The 23,702-nt window shown below is 65.9% G+C and carries 21 protein-coding genes; 11 read left to right on the plus strand and 10 right to left on the minus strand.

All coding sequences use genetic code 11. The features are described 5' to 3' along the window. Positions 1-36: 36 nt before the first annotated feature. Genes KHO41_RS24815 through KHO41_RS24825 form a run of 3 tightly spaced genes read right to left on the minus strand, consistent with a single transcriptional unit; the run spans position 37 to position 3,801 of the window. Positions 37-1,017 (minus strand): Bug family tripartite tricarboxylate transporter substrate binding protein, encoded by a 981-nt coding sequence (locus KHO41_RS24815; protein WP_211955913.1) that lies wholly within the window; start codon positions 1,015-1,017, stop codon positions 37-39. 38 nt (positions 1,018-1,055) lie between these two features. Beyond that, positions 1,056-2,783, minus strand: a complete 1,728-nt coding sequence (locus KHO41_RS24820; RefSeq protein WP_211955914.1) for a long-chain fatty acid--CoA ligase — start codon at positions 2,781-2,783, stop codon at positions 1,056-1,058. A gap of 13 nt (positions 2,784-2,796) precedes the next feature. Continuing rightward, complete coding sequence (locus tag KHO41_RS24825; RefSeq protein ID WP_211955915.1) at positions 2,797-3,801, minus strand: Bug family tripartite tricarboxylate transporter substrate binding protein; 1,005 nt, start codon at positions 3,799-3,801, stop codon at positions 2,797-2,799. Positions 3,802-4,142: 341 nt separating this feature from the next. On the opposite strand from KHO41_RS24825, the gene KHO41_RS24830 reads away from it, so the two are divergent. After that, positions 4,143-5,291 (plus strand): AraC family transcriptional regulator, encoded by a 1,149-nt coding sequence (locus tag KHO41_RS24830; RefSeq protein ID WP_211955916.1) that lies wholly within the window; start codon positions 4,143-4,145, stop codon positions 5,289-5,291. A gap of 87 nt (positions 5,292-5,378) precedes the next feature. On the opposite strand, the gene KHO41_RS24835 is transcribed toward KHO41_RS24830, so the two are convergent. Further along, complete coding sequence (locus KHO41_RS24835; protein WP_244874012.1) at positions 5,379-6,602, minus strand: CaiB/BaiF CoA transferase family protein; 1,224 nt, start codon at positions 6,600-6,602, stop codon at positions 5,379-5,381. Between the two features lie 13 nt (positions 6,603-6,615). Continuing rightward, a complete protein-coding gene (locus KHO41_RS24840; RefSeq protein ID WP_211955918.1) occupies positions 6,616-7,530 on the minus strand; it encodes an SDR family NAD(P)-dependent oxidoreductase in 915 nt (304 codons plus the stop codon). Between the two features lie 193 nt (positions 7,531-7,723). On the opposite strand from KHO41_RS24840, the gene KHO41_RS24845 reads away from it, so the two are divergent. After that, positions 7,724-8,626, plus strand: coding sequence for a LysR family transcriptional regulator (locus tag KHO41_RS24845; RefSeq protein ID WP_211955919.1), 903 nt, complete (start codon positions 7,724-7,726; stop codon positions 8,624-8,626). Positions 8,627-8,659: 33 nt separating this feature from the next. Here the strand turns inward: KHO41_RS24845 and KHO41_RS24850 are convergent, their stop codons facing one another. Next, positions 8,660-9,145 (minus strand): DUF2628 domain-containing protein, encoded by a 486-nt coding sequence (locus tag KHO41_RS24850; RefSeq protein ID WP_211955920.1) that lies wholly within the window; start codon positions 9,143-9,145, stop codon positions 8,660-8,662. 506 nt (positions 9,146-9,651) lie between these two features. Between KHO41_RS24850 and KHO41_RS24855 the strand changes: the two genes are divergently transcribed. From KHO41_RS24855 to KHO41_RS24880, 6 genes are all read left to right on the plus strand, one after another. Continuing rightward, entirely contained in the window at positions 9,652-9,819 is a 168-nt protein-coding gene (locus tag KHO41_RS24855; protein WP_211955958.1) for a hypothetical protein, read from the plus strand. Positions 9,820-10,043: 224 nt separating this feature from the next. Continuing rightward, positions 10,044-11,213 (plus strand): acyl-CoA dehydrogenase family protein, encoded by a 1,170-nt coding sequence (locus KHO41_RS24860; protein WP_211955921.1) that lies wholly within the window; start codon positions 10,044-10,046, stop codon positions 11,211-11,213. An 8-nt stretch (positions 11,214-11,221) separates the two neighbouring features. Next, positions 11,222-12,421 (plus strand): CaiB/BaiF CoA transferase family protein, encoded by a 1,200-nt coding sequence (locus KHO41_RS24865; protein WP_211955922.1) that lies wholly within the window; start codon positions 11,222-11,224, stop codon positions 12,419-12,421. 64 nt (positions 12,422-12,485) lie between these two features. After that, positions 12,486-13,862 carry an MmgE/PrpD family protein gene (locus KHO41_RS24870; RefSeq protein WP_211955923.1) on the plus strand — a complete coding sequence of 459 codons (1,377 nt, stop codon included), beginning with the start codon at positions 12,486-12,488 and terminating at the stop codon, positions 13,860-13,862. A 10-nt stretch (positions 13,863-13,872) separates the two neighbouring features. After that, complete coding sequence (locus KHO41_RS24875) at positions 13,873-14,712, plus strand: HpcH/HpaI aldolase/citrate lyase family protein (protein WP_211955925.1); 840 nt, start codon at positions 13,873-13,875, stop codon at positions 14,710-14,712. A 17-nt stretch (positions 14,713-14,729) separates the two neighbouring features. Further along, on the plus strand, positions 14,730-15,593 hold the full coding sequence (locus tag KHO41_RS24880; protein ID WP_211955926.1) for an FAS1-like dehydratase domain-containing protein: 864 nt from the start codon (positions 14,730-14,732) through the stop codon (positions 15,591-15,593). A gap of 854 nt (positions 15,594-16,447) precedes the next feature. Here KHO41_RS24880 and KHO41_RS24885 read toward each other — a convergent pair. After that, positions 16,448-17,416 carry a Bug family tripartite tricarboxylate transporter substrate binding protein gene (locus KHO41_RS24885; RefSeq protein WP_211955927.1) on the minus strand — a complete coding sequence of 323 codons (969 nt, stop codon included), beginning with the start codon at positions 17,414-17,416 and terminating at the stop codon, positions 16,448-16,450. A gap of 90 nt (positions 17,417-17,506) precedes the next feature. Next, positions 17,507-18,997, minus strand: a complete 1,491-nt coding sequence (locus KHO41_RS24890; RefSeq protein WP_376989528.1) for a class I adenylate-forming enzyme family protein — start codon at positions 18,995-18,997, stop codon at positions 17,507-17,509. On the opposite strand from KHO41_RS24890, the gene KHO41_RS41960 reads away from it, so the two are divergent. From KHO41_RS41960 to KHO41_RS24900, 3 genes are all read left to right on the plus strand, one after another. Further along, positions 18,924-19,088: a 2Fe-2S iron-sulfur cluster-binding protein gene (locus KHO41_RS41960; protein WP_407065390.1), complete on the plus strand. Its 165-nt coding sequence runs from the start codon at positions 18,924-18,926 to the stop codon at positions 19,086-19,088. The two genes, KHO41_RS24890 and KHO41_RS41960, sit on opposite strands and share 74 nt — an antisense overlap. Positions 19,089-19,310: 222 nt before the next feature. After that, entirely contained in the window at positions 19,311-20,504 is a 1,194-nt protein-coding gene (locus KHO41_RS24895; RefSeq protein ID WP_211955929.1) for an acyl-CoA dehydrogenase family protein, read from the plus strand. Between the two features lie 13 nt (positions 20,505-20,517). Next, positions 20,518-21,651 carry an acyl-CoA dehydrogenase family protein gene (locus tag KHO41_RS24900; RefSeq protein ID WP_211955930.1) on the plus strand — a complete coding sequence of 378 codons (1,134 nt, stop codon included), beginning with the start codon at positions 20,518-20,520 and terminating at the stop codon, positions 21,649-21,651. A gap of 132 nt (positions 21,652-21,783) precedes the next feature. Here the strand turns inward: KHO41_RS24900 and KHO41_RS24905 are convergent, their stop codons facing one another. Both KHO41_RS24905 and KHO41_RS24910 read right to left on the minus strand, forming a co-directional pair. Further along, the gene (locus KHO41_RS24905; protein WP_211955931.1) at positions 21,784-22,524 is read right to left on the minus strand and encodes a GntR family transcriptional regulator; all 741 of its coding nucleotides are present in this window, start codon (positions 22,522-22,524) and stop codon (positions 21,784-21,786) included. Between the two features lie 137 nt (positions 22,525-22,661). Next, positions 22,662-23,687, minus strand: a complete 1,026-nt coding sequence (locus tag KHO41_RS24910; protein WP_211955932.1) for a Bug family tripartite tricarboxylate transporter substrate binding protein — start codon at positions 23,685-23,687, stop codon at positions 22,662-22,664. Positions 23,688-23,702 lie beyond the last annotated feature (15 nt).

Below are 23,702 nucleotides of genomic sequence, written 5' to 3' on the forward strand. Positions count from 1 at the left end.
TCCATGTAATGCTGCGGTTCGATGCCTGACTGGCGCTCAGTCCAGCTGGATATGCGCGTCGCGCACGATCTTGGCCCACTTGGGCATATCGCCCGACACCACGGCGGCCAACTCCTGCGGTGCGGAACCGACTGGCTGAAGGCCCATGCCGGCCAGCTTCTGGGTGATCTCGGGCAGCTTGACGATGCGCGCGGTCTCGGCGGCAAGGCGCGCGGTCACGTCCTTGGGCGCGTTGGCGGGCAGGAACAGCGCGAACCAGCCGCTCGGCTCGAAACCCTGCAGGCCCTGCTCCGCAAATGTCGCGACGTTCGGAATGGCCTTGTAGCGCTGCGTGCCCGTGATGCCGAGGATCTTAAATTTGCCGCTGGTCAGGTATGGATACGCCGACGTCACATCGACGAACGCCGAGTCGACCTGGCCGCCGAGCAGGTCATTGAGCAGCGGTGCCGCGCCCTTGTAGGGCACGTGCGTCAGCTCGATGCCCGCCTGTTGCCGCAACAACTCCCCGTGCAGGTGCGACGAAGTGCCGTTACCGTAGGAGCCATAGCTGAGCTTGCCGGCCTTCGCCAGCGCGATGAACTCGCGCATCGTATTGGCTGGGACGCGGTTGGGCACCACGAACAGATCCGACGACTTGGCGATCAGCGAAACGGGCGTGAAGTCCTTGTTCACGTCATACGGCGTACGCTTGTACAGGCTCGGCGACTGGATCAAAGCCGTGATCGCCAGCAGCATCGTGTAGCCGTCGGGCGTCGACTTGGCGACGATGTCGTTGCCCAGCATGCCACTCGCACCGGGCTTGTTGTCGACCACCACCGGCTGGCCCCACGCCTCGGCCAGCCGCTGGCCGATCATGCGGCCCACGGTATCGGTGCCGCCGCCGGCCGGGTACGGCACGACCATACGGATCGGCTTGCTGGGGTAATTCTGGGCCAGTGCCTGGCCCACGTTGCCCAGCATGGCGGCGCCCGCCAGGGTGCCGGCCTGTGCCAGCCAGGTTCGTCTGCTCTTCTGCATGATGCTGTCTCTCTCCAAAACTCTGTCTGGTTCCGGTCTCACCGGCCTTCCGTGCCCGTCTTGCCCGGGGCCGCCGGTTGCATGGCCTCTTCCTGCAGCGCGCGCCACTGGATCTTGCCGGTGGCCGACTTGGGCAGGGCGTCGACGAATTCGACGATGCGCGGCACCTTGTAGGCAGCCAGGCGCTCGCGGCACCAGGCCATGATGCGTTCCGGGTCAGCCTCGGGCGTGCCGCGCGATTCCGCGCGCAGCGCCACCACGGCCTTGACCGTTTCACCGCGATGATCGTCGCGCGCGGCGATCACGCAGGCCTCGTGGATTGCCGGATGCCCGTAGAGCAGGTTCTCCACCTCGGCCGGCCAGACCTTGAAGCCGGACGCGTTGATCATTCGCTTGAGGCGATCGCGCATGAAGAAGTAGCCCTCTTCGTCCATGAAGCCGAGGTCGCCCGTGCGCAGGAAACGCTTGCCATCGACCTCGATGAACGATTCTTCGTTGGCCTCCGGGTTGTTCCAGTAGCCGAGCATCACCTGCGCGCCATGGGCGACGATCTCGCCGATCTCGCCTTGCGGCAGTTCGGCCAGCGTTTCAGGGTCGACCACGCGCGCGTCCACGCCAAAGGTGGCAATGCCCAGGCATTCGCGCTTGGGCTTCTGGCGCGGGTTGGACAGCAGGAACGACGCCGTCTCGGTCATGCCATAGGCCTCGACATAAGGCAGGCCGAAGCGCTCCTGCAGCATATTGGCCACGGCATCGGGCATGGCTGCGCCACCGCCGCCGAGGAACGCCAGGCTGGACAGGTCGCGTTCCGTCACGCCGGGCTGTGCGAAGAAGTCCACCAGCATGGCCGGCGGCGCGCCCCATACCGAGACGCGATAGCGCTCGATCAGGTCGGCGGCGAGCGAGCGCTCCCAGCGCGGCATCAGCACCACGGTGGCGCCGAGGTAGATGGGCGAATGCATGCAGTTCTGCATGCCGAGCAGGTGGAACATCGGGGCCACTGCCAGCACCACCGCTTCCGGCGTACTGCTGCGCCAGACCTGCGAGCCCACCGCGGAGCTCATCATGGTGCCGTGGGTATGCATGCACCCCTTCGGATTGCCGGTCGTGCCCGACGTGTAGGCCAGCATGCACAGCGAGTCGTAGCCGGCCTCGTGCGGGCGCGGGCGCTGGCCGGCATTGCTTGCCGCTTCCCAGGCGACGGGCATTGCACCGCTCGGTGCCGCGCTCAGCGGGGGCGCCGGCTCGCGCAGCCAGGCCGGCACGGGCAAGCCACCATCGTCATGCAGCATGCCCGCATAGTGGTGCACGATCACGTGGCGCAATGCCTTGCCGTGCAGCGGCGCGACGCGGTCGTACAGTTCGCTGCCGCAGAACACGGCCACGGCACCGCTGTCCGCGACCACGTGTTCCAGTTCGGCCTCGAGCCACATCGGGTTGGCCGGCACCACCACGGCCTCGGCGCGCAGGATGGCGTAGTACGCCGCGATGAACTGCGGGCAGTTCTGGCTGAACAGCACCACCCGGTCGCCGGGCTGGATTCCGCAGGTGTGCTGCAGATAACCGGCCATGCGCTCGACCTCATCGAGCAGCGCTGCATAGGAGATCGCGGTGCCGAAGTACTGGATCGCGGTCTTATCGGGATAGCGGCGCGCGGCCACCTCCAGGTTGTAGAACAGGCTGGTACGCGGCGCATGCAGCGACGCCGGCAAGCCGGCGGGCCAGGCGGGGGAACGGTAAGGCTGGGAGGTACTGGCGAACTTCATGTCAGGCAAAGGCTCAGTCAAGACGAATGTTGTGGGTACGGATCACCTTGCCCCAGCGCGCGTAGTCGGACTGCACGGTCTGGGCAAAGGCATCGGGCGTGCTGCCGGTCAGGATCACGCCCAGTTCGTTCATGCGCGTGCGCACCGCGGGGTCGGCAAGCACCTTGTTGACGTCGGCCGAGAACTTCTCGACGATCGCGCGCGGCGTGGCGGCGGGCAGCAGCAGGCCGAACCAGCCGAGCGAATCCAGGCCGGCAATGCCAGCTTCCTTGAACGTCGGCACGTCGGGCAGTTGCGGTGAACGCGAAGCCCCGGTCACGGCAAGCGCGCGCAGGCGCCCGGAGGCGTTGTGGGGCTTGGCGCCCATCACGGAGATCACGGCGGATGGCACCTGGCCGCCGAGCAGGTCGTTCAGTTCAGGCGCCTCGCCCTTGTAGGAGACATGGATCATGTCGAGCTTGGCGGTCTCGTTGAAGATCTCGCCGTAAAGATGGCCGCTCGAACCAGTGCCGTACGAGCCAAAGGAATACTGCTTCGGCTTGGCGCGCACCAGCGCAATGAATTCCTTCAGGTTCGTGGCCGGCACCGCACCGTTGACGGCGAACACGAGGTTGGTGGTACCAAGCTCCGACACAGGCGCGAAATCCTTCACCGGGTCGAACGGGGCCTTGGTGTAGAGGCTCGGGGCCTGCACGAGCGTGGTGATGGTGAGCAGCGCGGTATAGCCGTCCGGCTCGGCACGTGCGACCACTTCCGAGCCGATCATGCTGCTGGCGCCGGGGCGGTTCTCCACCACGACGGGACGCTTCCAGGCCTTGCCCAGACCGTCGGCAATGGCACGCGCCAGGACATCGGTCGCCCCGCCGGCCGGATACGGGACCACCAGCCGCACGGATTTCGACGGGAAGGCGGCTTGTGCCATGGCCGGTCCGGCGCCAAGCAAGCCGGTTGCGACCCCGCCCAGTGCCAGCAATCCGGCACCAAAACGCAGCAATGCACTACGACGATCTGCCTGCATGTGGTTGTCTCCTTTGTGTTTTTTGTTCGCGGCGAAGGGCTCTGCCCCCTTTTGCTGACGCCGGCGATGTATCCGTTGGCGTGGCCGTGTCCGGCGTGCCGGTGGCGGTCCGTTCGGTGCGGACCTTTCCACAGCGAGAGGGTGCGCGATGGGAGGTGGTCCGGACAATGACCAGACGACCCAAAATGATTGGCCGAATCGCTCAGTTGAAAGGCAGGCTTTGGCAAATCCCGATTGTGCGGTGCGACCCGGCCGCGATAAGGTCTGCCTCAGGCCACCATGCCGCCAGTTCGCCACTGCCAGGGCAACGCCCGGCGCGCCCCAACACGACGAGGAGACTCATGCACATCGTTGCCACGCCCGCTCACCGGCATCCCGTGCCGGGCATGCCGCGCAGCATCGCCGCGCCGGGTCCGGCGTTGGCCGGCACCGCCGGCACGGTCATGACACCGCTGGCCGCAGCGCCCGCGCCGGCGCGCCACACGATCGCCATCCACCACGTCCAGCAGATCGTGCTCGGCGTGCGCCGGCTCGGCGGCGATATCGATGCGCTGCTGCGCCGCGCAGCCATCTCGCCGGCACTGCTGGCATCGCCCACCGCGCGCGTCACGCAAGACCAGTACGCCGCACTGATCCGCACGCTGCGCCGCATCACGCGCGACGAACTGTGGGGCCTGCTCAGCCGCCCCGTGCCGCCGGGGGTGTTCGCCCAGGCTGCCAGCGCAATGATCCACTGCGCGACGCTGGAGGAGGCGATCCAGGCCGGCCTGCGCCAGTACCGGCTGCACATCGGCGACTTCACGCCACGGTTGCACCGCAGCGAAGATGGCAAGACCGTTTCCGTCCAACTGCATGCGCACGCGCCCGCGTCGCCGTGCCACGTGTTCGCCGAGTCGACGTTCGTGTTCCACGCCTACGGCCTGATTAACTGGCTGGTGGCACGGCGCATGCCGCTGGCCCGCGTTGACCTGAGCGCGGGGCCGCCCAAGGGGCAGACCGACACCGAGCGCATTTTCAACACGACGGTCCGGTACGGGCAGCCCTGCACGGCGCTGCATTTCGACGCCGCCTGGCTGCGGCTGCCGGTGATGCAGGATGCCACCGGCCTCGGCGAATTCCTGCGCGAGGCGCCGCACAAGTTGCTGGTGCGCTACCGCGACAACAGTTGCCTGGCCGAACGCATCCGCCTGCACCTGCGCTCGCACCTCGACGACGAACTGCCTTCGCTCGAGCAGATGGCGCAGATGCTGCGCCTGACGCCGCAAACGCTGCGCCGCCGGCTGCGCGACGAAGGGCGCGGCTACCAGAACATCAAGGACAACCTGCGGCGCGACGTGGCGATCGGCATGCTCGAGCGCTCCGATCTCTCGCTGCAGCAGGTCGCGCTGCGGCTCGGCTTCTCGGAGCCCAGCACCTTCCACCGCGCGTTCAAGAAATGGACGGGCGTGGCGCCGGGCGAATACCGGCAGCTCGCAAGCGCCGGCAGCTGACCAGCCGTCAAGACCAGCGCAAACAAAAAAAGCCGGCGATGACAACGCCATCGCCGGCTTGACCCTATCGGGCTTTCACGTACGCGGTCAGACCACGCCCTGCTCCCGCAGTGCAGCGATCCGCTCCGCGGACAAACCGAGCACTTCAGCCAGCACACGTTCCGTGTGTTCGCCAAGGCGCGGCGGCGGCGCGTCATATTGCACCGGCGTGCTCGACAGCCGTAGCGGGCTCTTGACGGTCGGGCAGATCGCACCGTCCTTGCGTACCAGATCGACCTGCAGTTCGCGATGACGGACCTGCGGGTCGTCGAGCACCTGCGCATAGTCGTTGATCGGCCCGCACGGAATGCCCTGTGCCTCCAGCGCTTCGACCCAGTGCGCGGTGGGACGGGTGCGCATATGGGCCTCGAGCATCGGCACCAGCAATTCGCGATGGATGATACGACCCGAGCCCGTGGCGAAGCGCTCGTCGGCGGCCAGATCCGGACGTTCGATACCACGGCAATACGCCTGCCACTGGCCGTCGTTCCCGGCCGCCACGATCATGTAGCCGTCCGACGTCGCAAAGACGTGGTACGGCACCATGTTCGCGTGCGCATTGCCATAGCGCGGCATGGCCTGGCCGGTGATGCGCTGCGCGATGATCGGCGTCGCGCCCACGGCCACCACGGCATCGAGCAGCGCCATGTCGATATGCTGGCCCTCGCCGGTGCGCTCGGCATGCCGCAATGCGGCAAGCACAGCCACGGTCGCATACATGCCGGTCAGCACGTCCACCACCGCCACACCGACCTTCTGCGGACCGCCGCCAGGCAAGTCGTCACGCTCGCCGGTCACGCTCATCAGTCCGCCGATGCCCTGGAAGATGAAGTCGTAGCCCGGCTTGTGCGCGCTCGGGCCGGTCTGGCCATAGCCGGTGATCGAGCAATAGACCAGCGCCGGATTGATCGCCTTCAGGCTCTCAAAGTCGAGCCCGTAGCGCTTCAGGTCCCCGACCTTGTAGTTCTCGAGGACGATGTGCGACTTGGCCGCGAGCTCGCGCACGATCGCCTGCCCTTCCGGGCTGGCGATGTCGAGCGTGAGCGACTGCTTGCCGCGGTTGGCGCCGGCAAAGTAGGTGGCATCGCGCGAAGGCTGGCCTTCGGGATCCGGCAACCATGGCGGGCCCCAGGAGCGCGTGTCGTCGCCGACCCGGGGGCGTTCCACCTTGATCACTTCGGCGCCGAGGTCCGCCAGGTTCTGCGCGCACCACGGCCCGGCCAGGATGCGCGACAGGTCGAGCACCCGGACACCGGCCAGTGCGCCTTGCATGGCGGGCGCCATCTCAGATCGGGTCCCAGCTGATCACGTCGGGCGAGCGCTCGAGCTTGAAGAAGCTGTTGCGCATGGCCGGCATGGCGATCTCGCCGATCGATTCCGGCGTCCAGCCTTCGCTCATGTGCACCGAGCGCACCGGGCGCGGCTGGCTCATCAGGATGATTTCGTTGGCGCGCACGGCGAAGATCTGGCCGTTGACCTCGGCTGCCTCCGGGCTGGCCAGGTAGACCGCCACGGGGCCGATCTTGCCGGCTTCCATCTTCTGCAGCTTGGCCACACGCGCCTTTTCCTCCGGCGTTTCGGCCGGGATCGAGCTGGTCATGCGGCTCCATGCGAACGGCGCGATGCAGTTCGAGCGCACGTTGAAGCGCTGCATGTCGAGTGCGATCGACTTCGACAGCGCGGCGATACCGAGCTTGGCGGCCGAGTAGTTGGCCTGGCCCAGGTTGCCGATCAGGCCCGAGGTCGACGTCATGTGCACAAAGGCGCCGCCCTCCTGGTCCTTGAAATAGTTGGCCGCCGCACGGCTCACGAAGAAGGTGCCGTGCAGGTGCACGTCGATGACCGAACGCCATTCCTCTTCATTCATCTTGAAGAACATGCGGTCGCGCAGGTTGCCGGCGTTGTTGACCACGGCATCGATGCGGCCGAAGTTATCGAGCGCGCACTGGACGATGGCGTTGGCACCATTCCAGGTCGACACGCTGTCGGTGTTCGCCACGGCCTCGCCGCCGGCCGCGCGGATTTCTTCCACCACGCGCTGTGCGGGACCGGCATCGCCGCCTTCGCCGGTCATCGAGACGCCGAGGTCGTTGACCACGACCTTGGCACCGGCAGCTGCCATCGCCAGCGCGATGCCGCGCCCGATTCCACCACCAGCGCCCGTTACCAGCGCTACCTTGCCTGCCATCAAACCGCTCATTGCGTTGCTCCTCTGAATGCTTTTCCCGGTCACCAGACCGCGTTTCTGGCGACAATAACGGCCGCCCGCGACGGCCGTGCCAGTCGCAGGCAAGCATGTCCGGATGTTATTGCCACGCTAGATACGATAAATTGGCGGCTGAAACATTGGAATTCACGAATCGCAAAAGTGGCCTTTGGCCTGACGGAACCCCATGCATTACGACCTGACCGACCTGCGCCTTTTCCTCAACGTCGGTGAAACGGAGAACCTGACCCGCGCCGCGGAGCGCAGCTTCCTGTCCCTGCCGGCAGCCAGCACGCGCATCAAGCAGCTGGAAGAGGCGTTCCAGACGCAGCTTCTGATCCGTCAGGTGAAAGGCGTCAGGCTGACCCCGGCCGGCGATGCGCTGCTGCACCATGCCCGCGAGGTGTTCCGTGAACTCGAATGCCTGCATGCCGACCTGCGTCCCTATGCCAAGGGCGTCAAGGGCAAGGTCCGCCTGCTGGCCAATACGACCGCCACCAACTCGTTCCTGGCGACCGGCCTGTCCCGCTTCCTAAGTGAAAACCCTGACGTCGATGTGGAGCTGGAAGAGCATCTGTCGCAGGAAATCGTCTCCGCGATCAGCGCCGGTGCGGCGGACCTTGGCATCGTCGCGGGCGAGGTTGCGACCCAGGATCTCGACGTCATGCACCTGTGCAGCGACGAGCTGATCGTGATTGCGCCGGTCAACCACCCGCTGCCGCAGTTCAAGCGGCTGCACTTCGCCGACCTGCTGGACACCTGCCGCTTCGTCGGCCTGAACCAGTTCAGCGCGATCCAGTCCTTCCTCGACCGCATCGCCAGCGGCATGGGCAAGCGCATCAGCCTGCGCATCCAGGTGGGCAGCTTCGACGCGGTCTGCCGCATGGTCGAGGCCGGTGCCGGCATCGCCATCGTGCCCAACAGCTGCGCACGCCGCTACGCGAGCCGCAAGGTGCTGCGCTTTATCTCGCTGGAAGACGAATGGGCACGCCGCGAATTGCGCCTGTGCCGCCGCCCGGGCCGCGAACTGCCGCAGTTCGCCGAAACCCTGATCCAGTACCTGGTCGACGCTGCGCGCGAGCCTGTATAGAGTTGGCATTGCATGGCCGTTCCCCGTCTGGCGCTAGGCCACCAGCCGCGCGAGCGGCCGCAGCGACACCAGCATGACCGCGATCAGCAGCGCCATGGCTGCCACACCGGGCCAGCTCGTGCGGCCGCAGCGCGCAAGAGAATCATTGACCACCTCGGGCGACCAGTGGTAATCGCGCAGGCGCCGGATCGTCGATTCCGCATGCATGCGGTACAGCTGGTTACCGTAGAAGCCGAGGACCAGCGCCATGGCGTAGGCTAGCGGCCGTGCGAGCACATCCGGCATCTGCACATGGAACAGCGCGTGCAGCACCGGTTCGGCGCACAGGACGATGGCGTAGACGCCGACCTGCCAGTACATGCGGCGGTAGGCCATCCAGAAAGGCCCGAAGAAGAACGCCGCCCAGTTCCACGCCATGCCGTTGTGCGCCGCTGCGACCTGCCAGCGATCGCGGTAGTACGGGAAACGGGATCCTACGAACACGGCGAAAGCCGCTTCGTCGCTGATGATTGCTTTCATGCCACACTCCCCTGCGGTGGGCCCCTGACGACGGGACCTCTGCGACAGAGCATAGGCTTGCGCCGCTGCGCTAAGCGTGCGGTTGCGCGCAGAAGGCGCGATTTTCCCGACTGCGTCCGGCGGCCGGGACACGAGCGGCCAATCAGCTACGTGGAATGTGCGTCCGGTGGATCGCGGCCCATTGGGCGGGCGCGCCCGGGGACATGGGTGACGCTGCGCGGCCTGGCCCGGCAGCACCGAAGTGCCGCCGGGCGCGCGCCGTCTACGCCCCTCGCGGACATCGTCCCGTCTCGCCGGCATGTGCCGGCCCTGTGCGCCAGGTGAGGACGTGGTCCGTTTTGCTTCCCCTGCTTTTTTGCGGACCGCATGTGACGCCTCGTCGTCGCCAATGCGAACCGCCATGCCATTGTGACCGATTCGCAGCGCCGCATCATCATCAAAATGAGTGATGCGCACCGCGACGGGTTGCGTGGAAGGCGCTCGCCAAGTCATGCCAGACAAATGCGATGCCGTCCTACAGCGCAACCGGATTCGCGCGGACACGGCAGAGCAGCCGCTCCTTCTATCGTGAAGACGTACAGAAAAGGAAGGAGCACATCATGCCCTACATCATCGCGTGGCTTCTCGGCGTTCCGGCCTTCGTGCTGATCCTGATCTGGCTGTTCATGCGCTGACACGTTCCGCGCCAATAACATGCCAGAAGACGCCCGGTTCGCCGGGCGTCTTCCCATTGGGCCCGGCCTTTCACCACGGATTGCGCACGCTGTGCCGCACCCGCAGCTGTGCTCCACATTGGCCGCACCTAAGCCGCACCTAAGCCGCTCTTTCGCAAATCCGAATTTCGGGCCAAAGGGCCCTCGGGAATAATGGCCCCATTCAAATCGACCGGGCCCACCCCATGTTTGCAGATCAGGATCAAGACCAGCTTTTCCCGGAAATCCGCGAAGCCGTACGCGACCTTTGCGCGGGTTTCGATTCGGCCTACTGGCAGCGCATTGAAGAACAGAACGGCTTTCCCGAGGAATTCGTCCAGGCGCTGACGCACGCGGGCTGGCTGTCGGCCCTGATCCCCGAAGCCTACGGCGGTTCGGGCCTGTCGCTGACGGCCGCCTCGGTCATCATGGAAGAAATCAACCGCAACGGCGGCAACTCCGGCGCCTGCCACGGCCAGATGTACGTGATGGGCTGCCTGCTGCGCCACGGTTCGGACGAGCAGAAGAAGCGCTGGCTGCCGGGCATTGCCTCGGGCGAACTGCGCATGCAGTCGATGGCCGTGACCGAGCCGACCACCGGCACCGACACCACCAAGCTCAAGACCACTGCCGTGCGCAAGGGCGACAAGTATGTCGTCAACGGCTCGAAGGTATGGATTTCCCGCGTGCAGCACTCGGACCTGATGCTGCTGCTGGCCCGCACCACGCCACTGGACCAGGTCAAGCGCAAGTCGGAAGGCTTGTCGGTGTTCGTGGTCGATCTGCGTGAAGCCATCGGCAAGGGCCTGACGGTCCGCCCGATCCGCAACATGGTCAACCACGAGACCAACGAGCTGTTCTTCGACAACCTCGAAGTGCCGGCCGAAAACCTGATTGGCGAGGAAGGCAAGGGCCTCAAGTACATCCTTGACGGCATGAACGCCGAGCGCATCCTGATCGCCGCCGAGTGCATCGGCGATGGCTACTGGTTCGTCGAACGCGCGAGCAACTATGCGCGCGAACGCGTCGTGTTCGACCGCCCGATCGGCCAGAACCAGGGCATCCAGTTCCCGATCGCACGCTCCTACGTCAACGTCGAAGCCGCCAGCCTGATGCGCTACAAGGCTGCAGCGCTGTTCGACGCCGGCAAGCCGTGCGGCAAGGAAGCCAACATGTCCAAGCTGCTCGCTGCCGACGCATCGTGGGAAGCGGCCAACGTCTGCCTGCAGACGCACGGCGGCTTCGGCTTCGCGGCCGAGTACGACATCGAGCGCAAGTTCCGCGAGACCCGCCTGTACCAGGTCGCGCCGATCTCGACCAACCTGATCCTGTCCTACGTGGCCGAGCACGTGCTCGAGCTGCCGCGTTCGTTCTGAGGCCGCGCATGACTGCAACTACGCCCAACGGCATCCGGCCGCTCGACGGCATCCGCGTGGTGTCGCTCGAACACGCGGTCGCGGCCCCTTTCGCCACGCGCCAGCTAGCCGATCTCGGCGCGCGCGTGATCAAGATCGAGCGCCCTGGTGTGGGCGATTTCGCGCGCGGCTATGACGAGACCGTGCACGGCCAGTCGTCGTACTTTGTCTGGCTCAACCGCGGCAAGGAAAGCCTGACGCTCGACCTGAAGGACGCCGAGGCCCAGGCCATCCTGCACAAGCTGCTGGCCGACGCCGACGTGCTGGTGCAGAACCTCGCCCCCGGCGCCGCCGCGCGCATGGGTCTGGACTTCGACACCCTGCACCCGCGCTACGAAAAGCTGATCGTCTGCGATATCTCGGGCTACGGCGACGCCGGACCCTATCGCGACAAGAAGGCCTATGACCTGCTGATCCAGGCCGCCGCCGGCCTGGTTGGCCTGACCGGCGGCCCGAACGAACCGTCGCGCGCGGGCGTTTCGATTGCCGACATCTCGGCCGGCATGTACGCCTACAGCGGCATCCTCTCGGCGCTGCTGCAGCGCGGGCGTACCGGCAAGGGCCTGCGCGTGCAGGTCACCATGCTGGAAACCATGGCCGAGTGGATGAACCAGGTGCTCTACCTCGGCCACTACGGCGGCAAACCGCCGGCGCGCGTCGGCGCCTCGCACCCGACCATCGCTCCGTACGGCATTCATCGCACCGCGAATGGCAGCGTGATCTTCAGCGTGCAGAACGAGCGAGAATTCGCCAACTTCTGCGAGATCGTGCTTGGCAATCGTGAGCTCGCGCAGGATGAACGCTTCTCCAGCAATACGGCACGCGTGCGCAATCGGCCCGAACTTACCACCATCATCGAGGATCGCTTCTCGACGCTGACCGTGGCGCAGGTCGAGGAATTGCTCGACCAGGCACAGATCGCCAACGCCCCGATGAACGACATCGAAGGCGTGTGGAATCACCCGCAACTGCAGGCGCGCGAGCGCTGGCGCAAAGTGGAGACGCCGAACGGCACCGTCGACGCGCTGCTGCCGCCGGCCAACCTGTCCGGCGTGGAGCCGGCGATGGGCGCCATCCCCGCCCTGGGCGCGCACACCGCTTCCATCCTGACCGAACTCGGCTACGGTGCTTCGGACGTCGAAGCCCTGGCCGCCAAGAAAGTCGTCTGAGCGGACGGGTCCGGCTTTGCCCGGGCCTTTCCCTTTTTCAAACGTTACCCGGCACCCAGCCAACATGAGCGCTGACCACACCTACCCGACCCGCCAGCTCTGCGAATTCCTCGCCCGTTTCACGCTGGCCGACGTACCCGCCCCTGTCATCGAGCGCACCAAGGACCTGTTCCTTGACTGGATCGCCTCGGCCATAGCCGGCAAGGACGCCCCCGCCGTACGCAAGATCCAGGAATTCGCCGCCGCCATGGGCCCCTCGACGGGCGACGCCGAAGTCTTCGTCGACCGCCGCCGCACCTCGCCGTACTTTGCCGCACTGATCAACGGCGCGTCGTCGCACGTGGTCGAGCAGGACGATGTGCACAACGGCTCGGTGCTGCACCCCGCCGCCGTAGTGTTCCCGGCCGTAATCGCCGCCGCGCAGGCCGAAGGCAAGACCGGCGCGGAGGTGCTGCTGGCTTCCATCGCCGGTTATGAAGCGGGCATCCGCATCGGCGAATTCATGGGCCGGTCGCACTACCGCATCTTCCACACCACCGGCACGGTCGGCACGCTGGCTGCGGCTGCCGCAGTTGCGAAGCTCTACAACCTGGACGCCGAAGGCATCAACCAGGCACTGGGGTCGGCTGGCACGCAAGCCGCCGGACTGTGGGAATTCCTGCGCGACGCGGCCGACTCCAAGCAACTGCACACCGCGAAAGCCGCTGCCGATGGGCTGCAGTCCGCGTGGCTGGCCCGCGCCGGCTTCACTGGTGCGAAGCAGATCCTCGAAGGCGCACAGGGCATGGCCGCCGGCATGTCGAGCGATGCGAACCCGGCTTGCCTGACCGATGGCCTGGGCACGCGCTGGGCCACGGCCGAGACCTCGTTCAAGTTCTTCGCCTCGTGCCGCCACACCCATCCGGCTGCCGACGCGCTGAAGGTGCTGATGCAACGCGAGGGCGTCAGCGCCGACCAGATCGCCAGCGTCACGACGCATGTGCACCAGGGTGCCATCGACGTGCTCGGCCCGGTGGTCAACCCGACCACCATCCACCAGGCCAAGTTCTCGATGGGCACGGTGCTGGGCCTGGTTGCCGTGCACGGTCACGCCGGCCTGGCCGAGTTCGAGCAGCACGCGCTGCAGGATGCGAAGGTCGCCAGCTTCCGTGGCAAGGTGGAGATGGAGCTTGACGACGAGATCAACGCTGCCTATCCGCGCCAGTGGATTGGCCGCGTGACGGTACGCACCACCGACGGCCGCACGCTGGCCGCGCGCGTGGACGTGCCCAAGGGCGATCCGGACAACACGCTGTCGCGCCCCGAACTCGAAGCCAAGGCGCTGCAGCTCGGCGGCTTCCGCCACGGTGCGACCGAGGCCGAGATGCGCACCATCATCGCGCGGGTGTGGGGCCTGGAAAACGCCCCGAACGTCAACGACTGGCTGCCGCTGGCACGCTGAGGCACAGACCATGTCCACTGCAGTCACCTACCTGTTCGTGCCGGGCGACCGGCCCGAACGCTTTGACAAGGCCGCCGCGGCAAAGCCGGATGTGATGATCCTCGACCTCGAGGACGCCGTGCATCCGGACGCCAAGCCGGCGGCGCGCCAGGCCATTGCGCAATGGCTCGCCACGGGTCCCGCTGCCAATGCCTATGTGCGCATTAACGACAGCGCCGCGGCGGGCTTCGCCGCCGACATCGAATGGCTGCGTACATTGCCGAAAGGCACGCCGTTGGCCGGGCTGATGGTGCCCAAGGCGGAAGATGCCGCGGCACTGGCGTCGATCACCGAAGTCCTGCGCGGTATCAATCCGAACGCTGAAGTCGTTGCCATCATCGAAACCGCGCTCGGCCTGCATCAAGTCGACGCAGTGGCCACCGCCAAGGGGGTTGCGCGACTGGCATTCGGCTCGCTCGACTATGCGGTCGACCTCGGCTGCAGCCACACGCGCGATGCGCTGGCCTATGCGCGTGCGCGTATCGTTCTGGCATCGCGCGTGGCCGGCCTGCCGCCTCCCGTCGACGGTGTCACCACGGCGCTGAAGGATGAGTCCGTCCTCGCCGACGACGTGGCGTATGCCCGCGCACTCGGCTTTGGCGGCAAGCTTTGCATCCACCCGGCACAGCTCGGCGCGGTTCGTGCGGGCTTCCTGCCCACGCCCGAGCAACTCGACTGGGCACGGCGCGTGCTGGAAGCGACCGCCAGCGGCAGCCATGCCGTGCAGGTCGATGGCAAGATGGTGGATCGCCCCGTCATCGAACAGGCGCGTCGCCTGCTCGCCCTGGCGCAACCGTCAGCAGCGCTCTGAACACAAAGGCAGTCGTCATGACCCAGAACTCCCAACTCGACCATTTGCGCACGTGGATCGGCCGCAGTGAATCACGCACCGAGACACTGACGCCGGAACCCGTGATCGGCCTGGCCGCCACGTTTGACCTCGACCCGGAAGCCGTAGTGCGCGGGCCGCTGCCGCCGCTGTGGCACTGGCTCTACTTCCTGCCGCGCGCGCAGCAACGCGACATCGGCGCCGACGGACATCCGGCTCTCGGCGGCTTCATGCCGCCCGTGCCGCTGCCGCGTCGCATGTGGGCGGGCAGTGAACTGTCGTTCGAACGCCCGATTCACGTCGGTGACACCGTGACGCGCACGTCGACCATCAAGGACGTTCAGCACAAGGCTGGCCGCAGTGGCGAACTGTGGTTCGTCGCCGTTGACCACGAACTGAGCGTCAACGGGCAGATCGCCGTGCGCGAGCGCCACGACATCGTCTATCGTGCCATGCCGGAAATCGGCAAGCCGCAGCCCGCGCGTCCGCGCCTGGAGCATACGGCGCAATGGCAACGCACGCTGCGCGCCGATCCGGTCATGCTGTTCCGCTATTCGGCGCTGACCTTCAATGGCCACCGCATTCACTACGACCGCGAGTACACGCGGGACGTGGAAGGCTACCCGGGCCTCGTCGTGCACGGTCCGATGCAGGCCATGCTGATGCTGGACCTGGTGGCACGCGAACAGCCGCAGGCACGCGTGCGGCGCTTTGGTTTCCGCGGACTGGCGCCGCTGTTCGACCAGGACATCATCACCGTTGGCGGCACGGCCGATCCGGCTCAAGCCGGCAAGCTGATCCTCTGGACCGGTGACGATGCTGGCGGCCAGGCAATGCAAGGGTGGGCCGAGATCGAAAGCTGATCGCAATCTCGACGACAGCAGGAGAGAGAAAAGGGGCAAGCGTCAGGCTTGCCCCTTTTTTGTTGGCTCTTCGTCGAATTACGCGTTGTCGTTCTTGGCATGCGCCGCTGTTTCGCCGGCGTAGCCGGCGAGTCACTTTTGTCCGAGCGACAAAAGTAACCAAAAACGCGTTTTGGTTGCCCCAAAGGGGCGAATTTTTATCGTAGTGTGCCAGCGGTGTTGTACGGGTATGGGCTTCAGAGGGGATTTGCGCTGCCTGCCGCGTGGGGCACGACCGTGGTCAGAATTACAGCGCTGATTGAACGAGCCCTGCAAGCGTATGTGGACCCTGCTGCGAGCGATATCGTGTGATCGCCTTCGGCTGCGCTACGCGCAGAGCTCTAGTCTGAGCATGCAGGCCCAAAGGCAAACCACGCCTCGGCGACGCGGCCCGCGCATTGCATGCGCGAAATAGAGAGCGCGAGAGAGAAGAAAGCGGACCTCGGGCGCCAGCGCCGTTGATGAGCTTGCCCCCAGACGACGACGCGCGCGCAGCGCAGCCGAAGGCGTCCCACCACTGACCTGGTTGGAACGCTGTACCCGAGTCCGTCTTGGGGATCGTCCAAAAGCCGTGCCGCGCAAGGCACAGGTTCTGACTCACATAGCGTTAGCAGGCTCGAACCACTGACCACCGTGGCAGGCGTCCAAAGCCGTTTGAACCACTGCCACCGTGGAATTGATGGCCAGCGGCAACGACGCGCTTTTCTGCCTACTCTTTTGTCGCTCGGACAAAAGAGTAGGTCGCCGGCTACGCCGGCGAAACAGCGGCGCCGGTCAAGGACGACAACCCAATCTCGACTAGAGCCGGCCTTCGATCAGTCGGCCTGGATATTCGCCGTCTTGACCACGCCGCCCCACAGCTTCAGTTCGCGCTGAATGCGGTCAGCGAGAGGCTTGGGACCGGAGATGTTGAGGTCATAGCCACCGGCCGTCATGCGCTGCTTGAACGCCGGATCGTCGCCGATGGTCTTCTGCGCCTTGATGAGCTTGTCGACCACGTCGGCAGGCAGCTTCTGCGGACCGATCAGCGCATACCAGCCGGTCAGGTCATAGTCCTTCAATCCGGACTCGATCATGGTCGGCACGTTCGGCAGCGCCGGGTTGCGTGTCTTCGATGTCACCGCCAGCGCGCGCACCTTGCCGCCATTGATATGGCCGATGGCCGTACCGGTGATGTCGAACATGAACGTCACCTTGCCGCTCATCACGTCGGCCATCGCGGGCGAATTGCCCTTGTACGGCACGTGCAGCATCTTGACGTGGCTCATCTGTGCGAGCAGTTCAGCCGACAGGTGGTTGGACGCCCCGACGCCGGCCGAGCCGAACGTCACGTCGTCCGGATGCTTGCGCGCGTAATCGACCAGTTCGCCGACGTTCTTCGCCGGGAAGTCCTTGTTCACGAGCAGCACATTGGTGTAGTCCGTGATCAGGCCGATGTAGGTGAAGTCCTTGAGCGGATTGAAATTGACCGAGCGCTGGATCAGCGGCGTCATCGTCATGGTCGGGCTGGCGACGAAATACAGCGTGTAGCCATCCGGTGCCGACTTGGCGGTCAAGTCGGCGGCAATGGCGCCGCTCGCACCGGCACGGTTGTCCACGACCACCGGCTGGTGCAGCGCACGGCCGAGCTGGTCGGCATAGATGCGTGCCGCAGTGTCGACGGGACCGCCAGGCGCATAGCCCACGATCAGCTTGATCGGGCGCGACGGATACGCATCAGCCGCCCATGCGGCCCCATGCAGCAGCGTAGCCATCATCGCGGCAACGGTCATCCAACGTTTCATGTTGTCTCCTCCAGATTGACTTTGTATTTCCCGCCGGATGCAAATCGCGAACCGCGAATCGACCGGCGGGCAGAAAAACGTGCCGGGCAATCAGCCCAACAAGGCCCGCAGCGGCTGCTTGAGCAGCTTGCCGCTCGCCGTCGTGGGAATCACATCGATCACGCGCACTTCCGCCGGGCGCTTGTACGGCGCAAGGCTGTCGCGCAGATAGGCGTCGAGCTTGGCGCGATCAGGTTCGACGCCGTCCTGCATCTCGATGAAGGCCACGACTTCCTCATTGCCGTCGCTGGTGTTGCGACCGACCACGGCCGATTGCCGCACGCCCGGGAACGCGTTGATCACCGATTCCACTTCGATCGGGTACACGTTGAAGCCGGAGCGAATGATCAGGTCCTTCGAGCGGCCCGAGATGAACAACGCGCCGTCGGCGTCGAGGTAGCCGAGGTCACCGGTATTGAGCCAGCCGCCCGGCAGCAGCGCTTCGGCGGTCTGTTCGGGGTTGAGGTAGTAGCCGAGCATCACGCCCGGGCCGCGCACGCGGATCTGGCCGCGCTCGCCGGCCGGCAGCAGATTGCCTTCGCCATCGGTAATGTTGATCTCGACGCCTTCGACGATGTAGCCGGCCGAGCAGTCGGCGCGCGGCGCTTCCATGCGCGTGATGAAGAGCGAGCCCGCGTACTCGGTGATGCCATAGCCATGGTGCAGCGGCTGGCCGAAGTACGCTTCCACGTCGCCCTTGAGGGTCGGATCCAGCGGCGCGCCGCCGGTGTACAGATAGCGCAGGCCCGGATAGGCCTTGCGCTCGCGCTGCTGCGCGACCGCCATGATGCGCGTGAACATCGTGGGTACGCCCTGCAGGATGGTGACGCCCGGCGACTCCAGCGCGTCGAACACCTCGTCCGCATCGAAGCGGGGCCGCACGAAGAGGCTCGCGCCGCCGTACAGCGTCGCCAGCAGCACCGTGGCAATGCCGAAGATATGCGACATCGGCAGCGCGCCGTACGCGACATCGGCCGGGCCCATGTTGCGCGAGGTCGCGGAAATGCGCGCGAAATGCGTGAGGCCTTCGTGCGGCACCATCACGCCCTTCGGCGCGCCGGTGGTGCCCGACGTATAGATCAGCGTGGCCACCTTGCGCGCCTGGTCTGCGGGCACGCGGTCCGGCGTGGTCTCGGCCCGCACCACGGTCATGCCGTCCGCATGGACCGGACAACCCGTCGCCTTGGCGTCGAGCCGCCGGCCGTGCGCGGCAGCGACATCGGAAACGTGCCCCGTGAACAGTACCAGCACCGGCTGCGCATGGTCGCGGATGTTGTCGATCTCGCGCGCCGACAGGCGCGCGTTGACCTGGATCGGCCATGCGTGCAGCGTGCTGCAGGCGAACATCGTGGCGATCATCTCGTTGCAGTTCTCGCCGACCACGATCACGCGGTCGCCCTCGCCCACGCCCTGCGCGGCCAGCCAGTCCCGCGTGGTCTCGATGCGGCGCCACAGCTCGCCGTAACTGATCACGGTACCGCTCTCGTGCAGGCACGGCGCCTGCGGCGTCTGCGTGGCCCAATGGCGGGGAAGGTCGTGGATGAACTCGGGGCGGAAGGAAGACATGATGCTCGCTGCTCGGTCAGGAGTTGATACGGCGAATGCGTCGGGGAATGCACTGCAACGCACTTAACGCAGGTGAAGAAGTTTGCGCCATGTATCCCGGCTAAGCCATTTGGAATTCGCTAAGGCCGCCTTCGGCGCGGCCGCGCCCCGTGCAACAGTTCCGCCGGTACGAAGGACACCTTTGCCATTGATGAAGAACCGAACGGCAAGGCGCTCATACAATCGGCCAGCACAGTGAAGGGCCGCCGCGCATACGCCATGCGGCCCGCGTACCACAGGGGACATTCAGATGGATTTGCGTTTTACCGCTGAGGAACAGGCCTTCCGCGAGGAAGTCCGGGCGTTCGTCCAGGCCAATCTGCCGGAGGACATCCGCAACAAGGTGCTGAACCACCAGCGCGTCGAGAAGGACGACTATGTCCGCTGGCACCGCATCCTGACCGCGCACGGCTGGGGCGCGCCGACGTGGCCCAAGGAATGGGGCGGCACGGGCTGGAACGCGCTGCAGCGCCTGATCTTCGAGATCGAGACCCTGCGCGCCGGCGCACCGCGCATGCTGCCGTTCGGCCTGACCATGATCGGCCCCGTGCTGATGAAATATGCCAGCCAGGCGCACAAGGAACGCTTCCTGCCGCGCATCCCCAATGTCGAAGACTTCTGGTGCCAGGGCTATTCCGAGCCGGGCTCCGGTTCTGACCTGGCCTCGCTCAAGACCCGCGCGGTGCGCAAGGGCGACAAGTACATCGTCAATGGCCAGAAGACATGGACCACCATGGCCCACTTCGCCGACTGGATCTTCTGCCTGGTCCGCACCGACCCGGAAGCCAAGGCCCAGGAAGGCATCTCGATGCTGCTGATCGACATGAAGTCGCCCGGCGTGACCGTGCGCCCGATCAAGACGCTCGACGGCGGCCACGACGTCAACGAGACCTGGTTCGAGGACGTAGAAGTCCCCGTCGAGAACCTGCTCGGCGAAGAGAACAAGGCCTGGACCTACGCCAAGTACCTGCTCGGCCATGAGCGTACCGGCATTGCCGGCATCGGCCATTGCCACCGCGAACTGCGCCAGCTCAAGCACTACGCGGCCCAGGCCACGGATGGCGCCGGCCGTCCGCTGATCGAGGACGTGCGCATGCGCGACAAGATCTCGCGCATCGAGATGGACATCATGGCGCTCGAAATGCTGCTGCTGCGCGTGGCCACGCAATCGGGCGGCCAGCCCGGTCCCGAGGCCTCGATCGTCAAGATCCGCGGCTCGGAAATCCAGCAGGACCTGGCCATGCTGATGATGGAAGTGGCTGGCCCCAACGCGTGGCCGTACTCGCCCGAGTGGCTGGAGCCCGGTGTCGAGGAGCCGGTGTCGGGTCCGGCGTGGGCTTCGTCCGCATCGTCGACCTACTACGACATGCGCAAGACCTCCATTTACGGCGGCGCCACCGAAGTGCAGAAGAACATCATCTCCAAGATGATCCTGGGTTTCTGAAGGGATAGCAGACATGGACTTCACCTACAGCGAAGAGCAGCAGATGCTGGCGGACAGCCTGCGCCGCTTCATCGATACCGAATACACCTTCGACGCGCGCCGCAAGAGCTCGCGCGCCGGCGAAGCGCTGGACCGCAACCTGTGGAACAAGCTGGCCGAAATGGGCGTGCTGGGCCTGACCGTGCCGGCCGACTTCGGCGGCTTCGGCGAAGGCGCCGCGAGCCAGCTCGTGGTGCAGCGTGAACTGGGCCGCGGCCTGGTGCTGGAACCGGTCACGCCGAGCGGCGTGATGTCGGCGGCGATCCTGTCGGCCTACGGCAGCCAGCAGCAGAAGGAAGAATGGCTGCCGGCAATCGCCAGCGGCGAGCGCATCGTCACCCTCGCCTACCTGGAGCCGACCACGCGCTATCGCCCCGAGACCGCCCGCGCCAGCGCCGAGCGCAGCGGCAGCGGCTACGTGCTGAACGGCACCAAGAGCCTGGTCTGGCATGGTGCTTCGGCCGATGCCTACCTGCTGACCGCGCGCATTGCCGGTAGCAATGACGTCGCACTGTTCCTGGTGCCGCGCGACAGCGCCGGCCTGACCGTGACCGGCTACCCGACTATCGACGGCTTGCGCGCCGCCGACCTGTCGCTGCAGAACGTCACCGTGAGCACCGACGCCCTGGTGGGCCAGCCGGCCGACGGCCTGGCAGCGCTGGGCCTGGGCATGGAGCACGGCGTGGCCGCGCTGTGCGCGGAAGGCGCGGGTGCGATGGAAAAGCTGATCGAGATCACCGGCGAATACTTGGGCACGCGCCAACAGTTCGGCAAGCCGCTGGCAGCCTTCCAGGCGCTGCAGCACCGCATGGCTGACATGCTCGTGCAGAAGGAGCTGGCGCTGTCGATGGCCTACGTGGCAGTGCAGGCGCTGGACGAAACCGATCCGGCACGCCGCCGCCGCATGCTGTCGGCGGCCAAGGTCACGCTGGCGCGCGCCGGCCGCTACGTCGGCCAGCAGGCCGTGCAGCTGCACGGCGGCATGGGCATGACCGATGAGCTGTCCGTGGGCGATTACTTCAAGCGCCTGACCATGCTCGACCAGCTGCTTGGCGACAGCGACTACCACCTGCAGCGTTTCGGCGAAGTGATGGAAACCGCGGCCTGAGGCCAGCGTAGTCAGACCGACGCTCCCGCAGTCTTGCAGGAGCGTCATCCAGCGCGGCGAACCTGAGCCGGACCCAGTCCGGTTCGCGTTCGCCGCGCTGCATTTCAGGTTCAGGGTTCGGCGCTCAGCGTCTCAGGGCTGCGACAGCACGAACTCATGGCCGGTGGTATCGAGCCGCGACACGCGGTACTCGACGCGTTCATCGTGATACGACGATGCCACCCTCAGGATCTTCAGCAGCGGGCTGCCGACCGGCACGCCGAGCAAGGCCTCGTCATCCTCGTCGGCGAGCGCCGAACGCAGGCGCTCCTCGGTGCGGATGATGTTGATGCCGAACGCGTCCTGGTAGAAGTTGTAGAGCGTATTGGGGCGCTCGCGCAGTTGCTTTTCGGAGAGCGTCTTGAACCGCTCTTCCGGCACCGTGATAGCGTCGATCATGACCGGCTTGCCTTCGAGCGAAAGCACATTGGTGAACCGAAACACCGCTTCGCCGACCGCCAGGCCCAGCGCGGCGGCCTCTTCCTTGTCGGCCTTTGCCCGCCGGAACCGCGCAAGCTGCACGGTCGGATACTCGCGATGCCCGTCCTGCCGGACGATGCGGAAGAAGCGAAAGAAATGGTCTTCCAGCCGATGGGTAGCCACGAACGTGCCGCGGCCCTGATGGCGGATCAGGATGTTCTCCGCCACAAGTTCGTCGATCGCCTTGCGCAGCGTTCCAATCGACACACCGAAGCGTTCGATCAGCTTGCGTTCGGACGGGATAACCTCGCCTGGCTTCCATTCCCCGTCTGCCAGCGCAGCGAGTATCGCCTGCTTCACATCCTTGTACAGGACACCGCCGATGGCGCTGCCCGCTTCGAATCTCGCGCCCACGTTGAGGATCCCCTGAGATGCAATTCCTTAGATAGGCCGGATCATATCAAAGCAATTTCCTGCCGCCGTGTCACGCCGGTCACCGGCGCGAACCCCATGCGCCGGCGCTCCTTCGCGATCCAACCTTGCTATCCGCGCTACTCGACGCGGATGTGCTTCTCCTCGATCAGCTTCGCCCAGCGCGTCACTTCGGTATTGAAATACTCGTTGAACGGCGGGCTCTGCGGTGCCGGCGTGAAGCCCGCCGCCACGATGCGCTCACGCATGCCATCGGTCTGGAGCAAGCGTCCGACCGACGCCGTCACCTTCTCCACGATCGGCCGCGGTGTGCCTGTCGGCATCATCAGGCCCGTCCAGTTCTCGACAATCAGGTCCGGAAACCCGGCCTCGGCCACCGTGGGCACATCGGGCAATTGCGGATGCCGCTCGCGTGTTGTCACCGCTATCGCGCGCAGCTTGCCGCCCTTCACGTAGGCGATCGATTCGGGGAAATTGGAGAACACCACATCGAGCTGCCCGCCGATCAGGTCCGTCATCGACGGGGCGCCGCCCTTGTACGGCACGTGGGTCAGGTTGGTGCGGGTCTGGCTTTCAAACAGCGCGAGCGTCAGATGCGGCGGCGTGCCGTTGCCGCTCGAGCCGGCATTGAGCCGAGCCTTCTGGGCTGCGGCAGCCAGGTCCTTCATCGACTTGATCGGCGAATTAGTGGGCACCACAACGAGCATCGGCGACGACGCAATGCGCGCCACGGGCACCAGGTCCTTCTGCATGCTGAACGGCAGCTTCGGGAACAAGGTTACGTTGGACGCGTGGGTCAAGGTGACAGCGAGCCACGTGTAGCCGTCGGCAGGCGACTTGGCCACCTGATCGGCACCGATATTGGCATTGCCACCGGGCTTGTTGTCGACGACGATGGGCTTCTTCCATTCCTCCGCGAGCTGCTGGCCCACCAGCCGCGCCATGATGTCCGTCAGCCCGCCGGCCGAGAACGGCACGACGTAGCGGATCGGCTTGCTCGGGTAGTCACTGGCGGCCGGCGCCGGGCCGCTTGCCTGTGCTGCTGCCGGCGATGCGGCCAGCCAGGCGAACGTCGAAACTGCGGACAATGCAACAAGCGCGCGGGCGGCAAGCCTGAGCGCCGGGCGAATCAAGCCTCGATGCATGGTGTGTCTCCGTTT

This window comes from Cupriavidus numazuensis (assembly GCF_905397435.1).
Classification (GTDB): Bacteria; Pseudomonadota; Gammaproteobacteria; order Burkholderiales; family Burkholderiaceae; genus Cupriavidus; species Cupriavidus numazuensis.

Bases quoted from the DNA above. Each gene is read 5' to 3' on its own strand.
- KHO41_RS24815 (WP_211955913.1), bottom strand. From the start codon at position 1,017: ATGCAGAAGAGCAGACGAACCTGGCTGGCACAGGCCGGCACCCTGGCG.
- KHO41_RS24820 (WP_211955914.1), bottom strand. From the start codon at position 2,783: ATGAAGTTCGCCAGTACCTCCCAGCCTTACCGTTCCCCCGCCTGGCCC.
- KHO41_RS24825 (WP_211955915.1), bottom strand. From the start codon at position 3,801: ATGCAGGCAGATCGTCGTAGTGCATTGCTGCGTTTTGGTGCCGGATTG.
- KHO41_RS24830 (WP_211955916.1), top strand. From the start codon at position 4,143: ATGCACATCGTTGCCACGCCCGCTCACCGGCATCCCGTGCCGGGCATG.
- KHO41_RS24835 (WP_244874012.1), bottom strand. From the start codon at position 6,602: ATGCAAGGCGCACTGGCCGGTGTCCGGGTGCTCGACCTGTCGCGCATC.
- KHO41_RS24840 (WP_211955918.1), bottom strand. From the start codon at position 7,530: ATGAGCGGTTTGATGGCAGGCAAGGTAGCGCTGGTAACGGGCGCTGGT.
- KHO41_RS24845 (WP_211955919.1), top strand. From the start codon at position 7,724: ATGCATTACGACCTGACCGACCTGCGCCTTTTCCTCAACGTCGGTGAA.
- KHO41_RS24850 (WP_211955920.1), bottom strand. From the start codon at position 9,145: ATGAAAGCAATCATCAGCGACGAAGCGGCTTTCGCCGTGTTCGTAGGA.
- KHO41_RS24855 (WP_211955958.1), top strand. From the start codon at position 9,652: ATGCCGTCCTACAGCGCAACCGGATTCGCGCGGACACGGCAGAGCAGC.
- KHO41_RS24860 (WP_211955921.1), top strand. From the start codon at position 10,044: ATGTTTGCAGATCAGGATCAAGACCAGCTTTTCCCGGAAATCCGCGAA.
- KHO41_RS24865 (WP_211955922.1), top strand. From the start codon at position 11,222: ATGACTGCAACTACGCCCAACGGCATCCGGCCGCTCGACGGCATCCGC.
- KHO41_RS24870 (WP_211955923.1), top strand. From the start codon at position 12,486: ATGAGCGCTGACCACACCTACCCGACCCGCCAGCTCTGCGAATTCCTC.
- KHO41_RS24875 (WP_211955925.1), top strand. From the start codon at position 13,873: ATGTCCACTGCAGTCACCTACCTGTTCGTGCCGGGCGACCGGCCCGAA.
- KHO41_RS24880 (WP_211955926.1), top strand. From the start codon at position 14,730: ATGACCCAGAACTCCCAACTCGACCATTTGCGCACGTGGATCGGCCGC.
- KHO41_RS24885 (WP_211955927.1), bottom strand. From the start codon at position 17,416: ATGAAACGTTGGATGACCGTTGCCGCGATGATGGCTACGCTGCTGCAT.
- KHO41_RS24895 (WP_211955929.1), top strand. From the start codon at position 19,311: ATGGATTTGCGTTTTACCGCTGAGGAACAGGCCTTCCGCGAGGAAGTC.
- KHO41_RS24900 (WP_211955930.1), top strand. From the start codon at position 20,518: ATGGACTTCACCTACAGCGAAGAGCAGCAGATGCTGGCGGACAGCCTG.
- KHO41_RS24910 (WP_211955932.1), bottom strand. From the start codon at position 23,687: ATGCATCGAGGCTTGATTCGCCCGGCGCTCAGGCTTGCCGCCCGCGCG.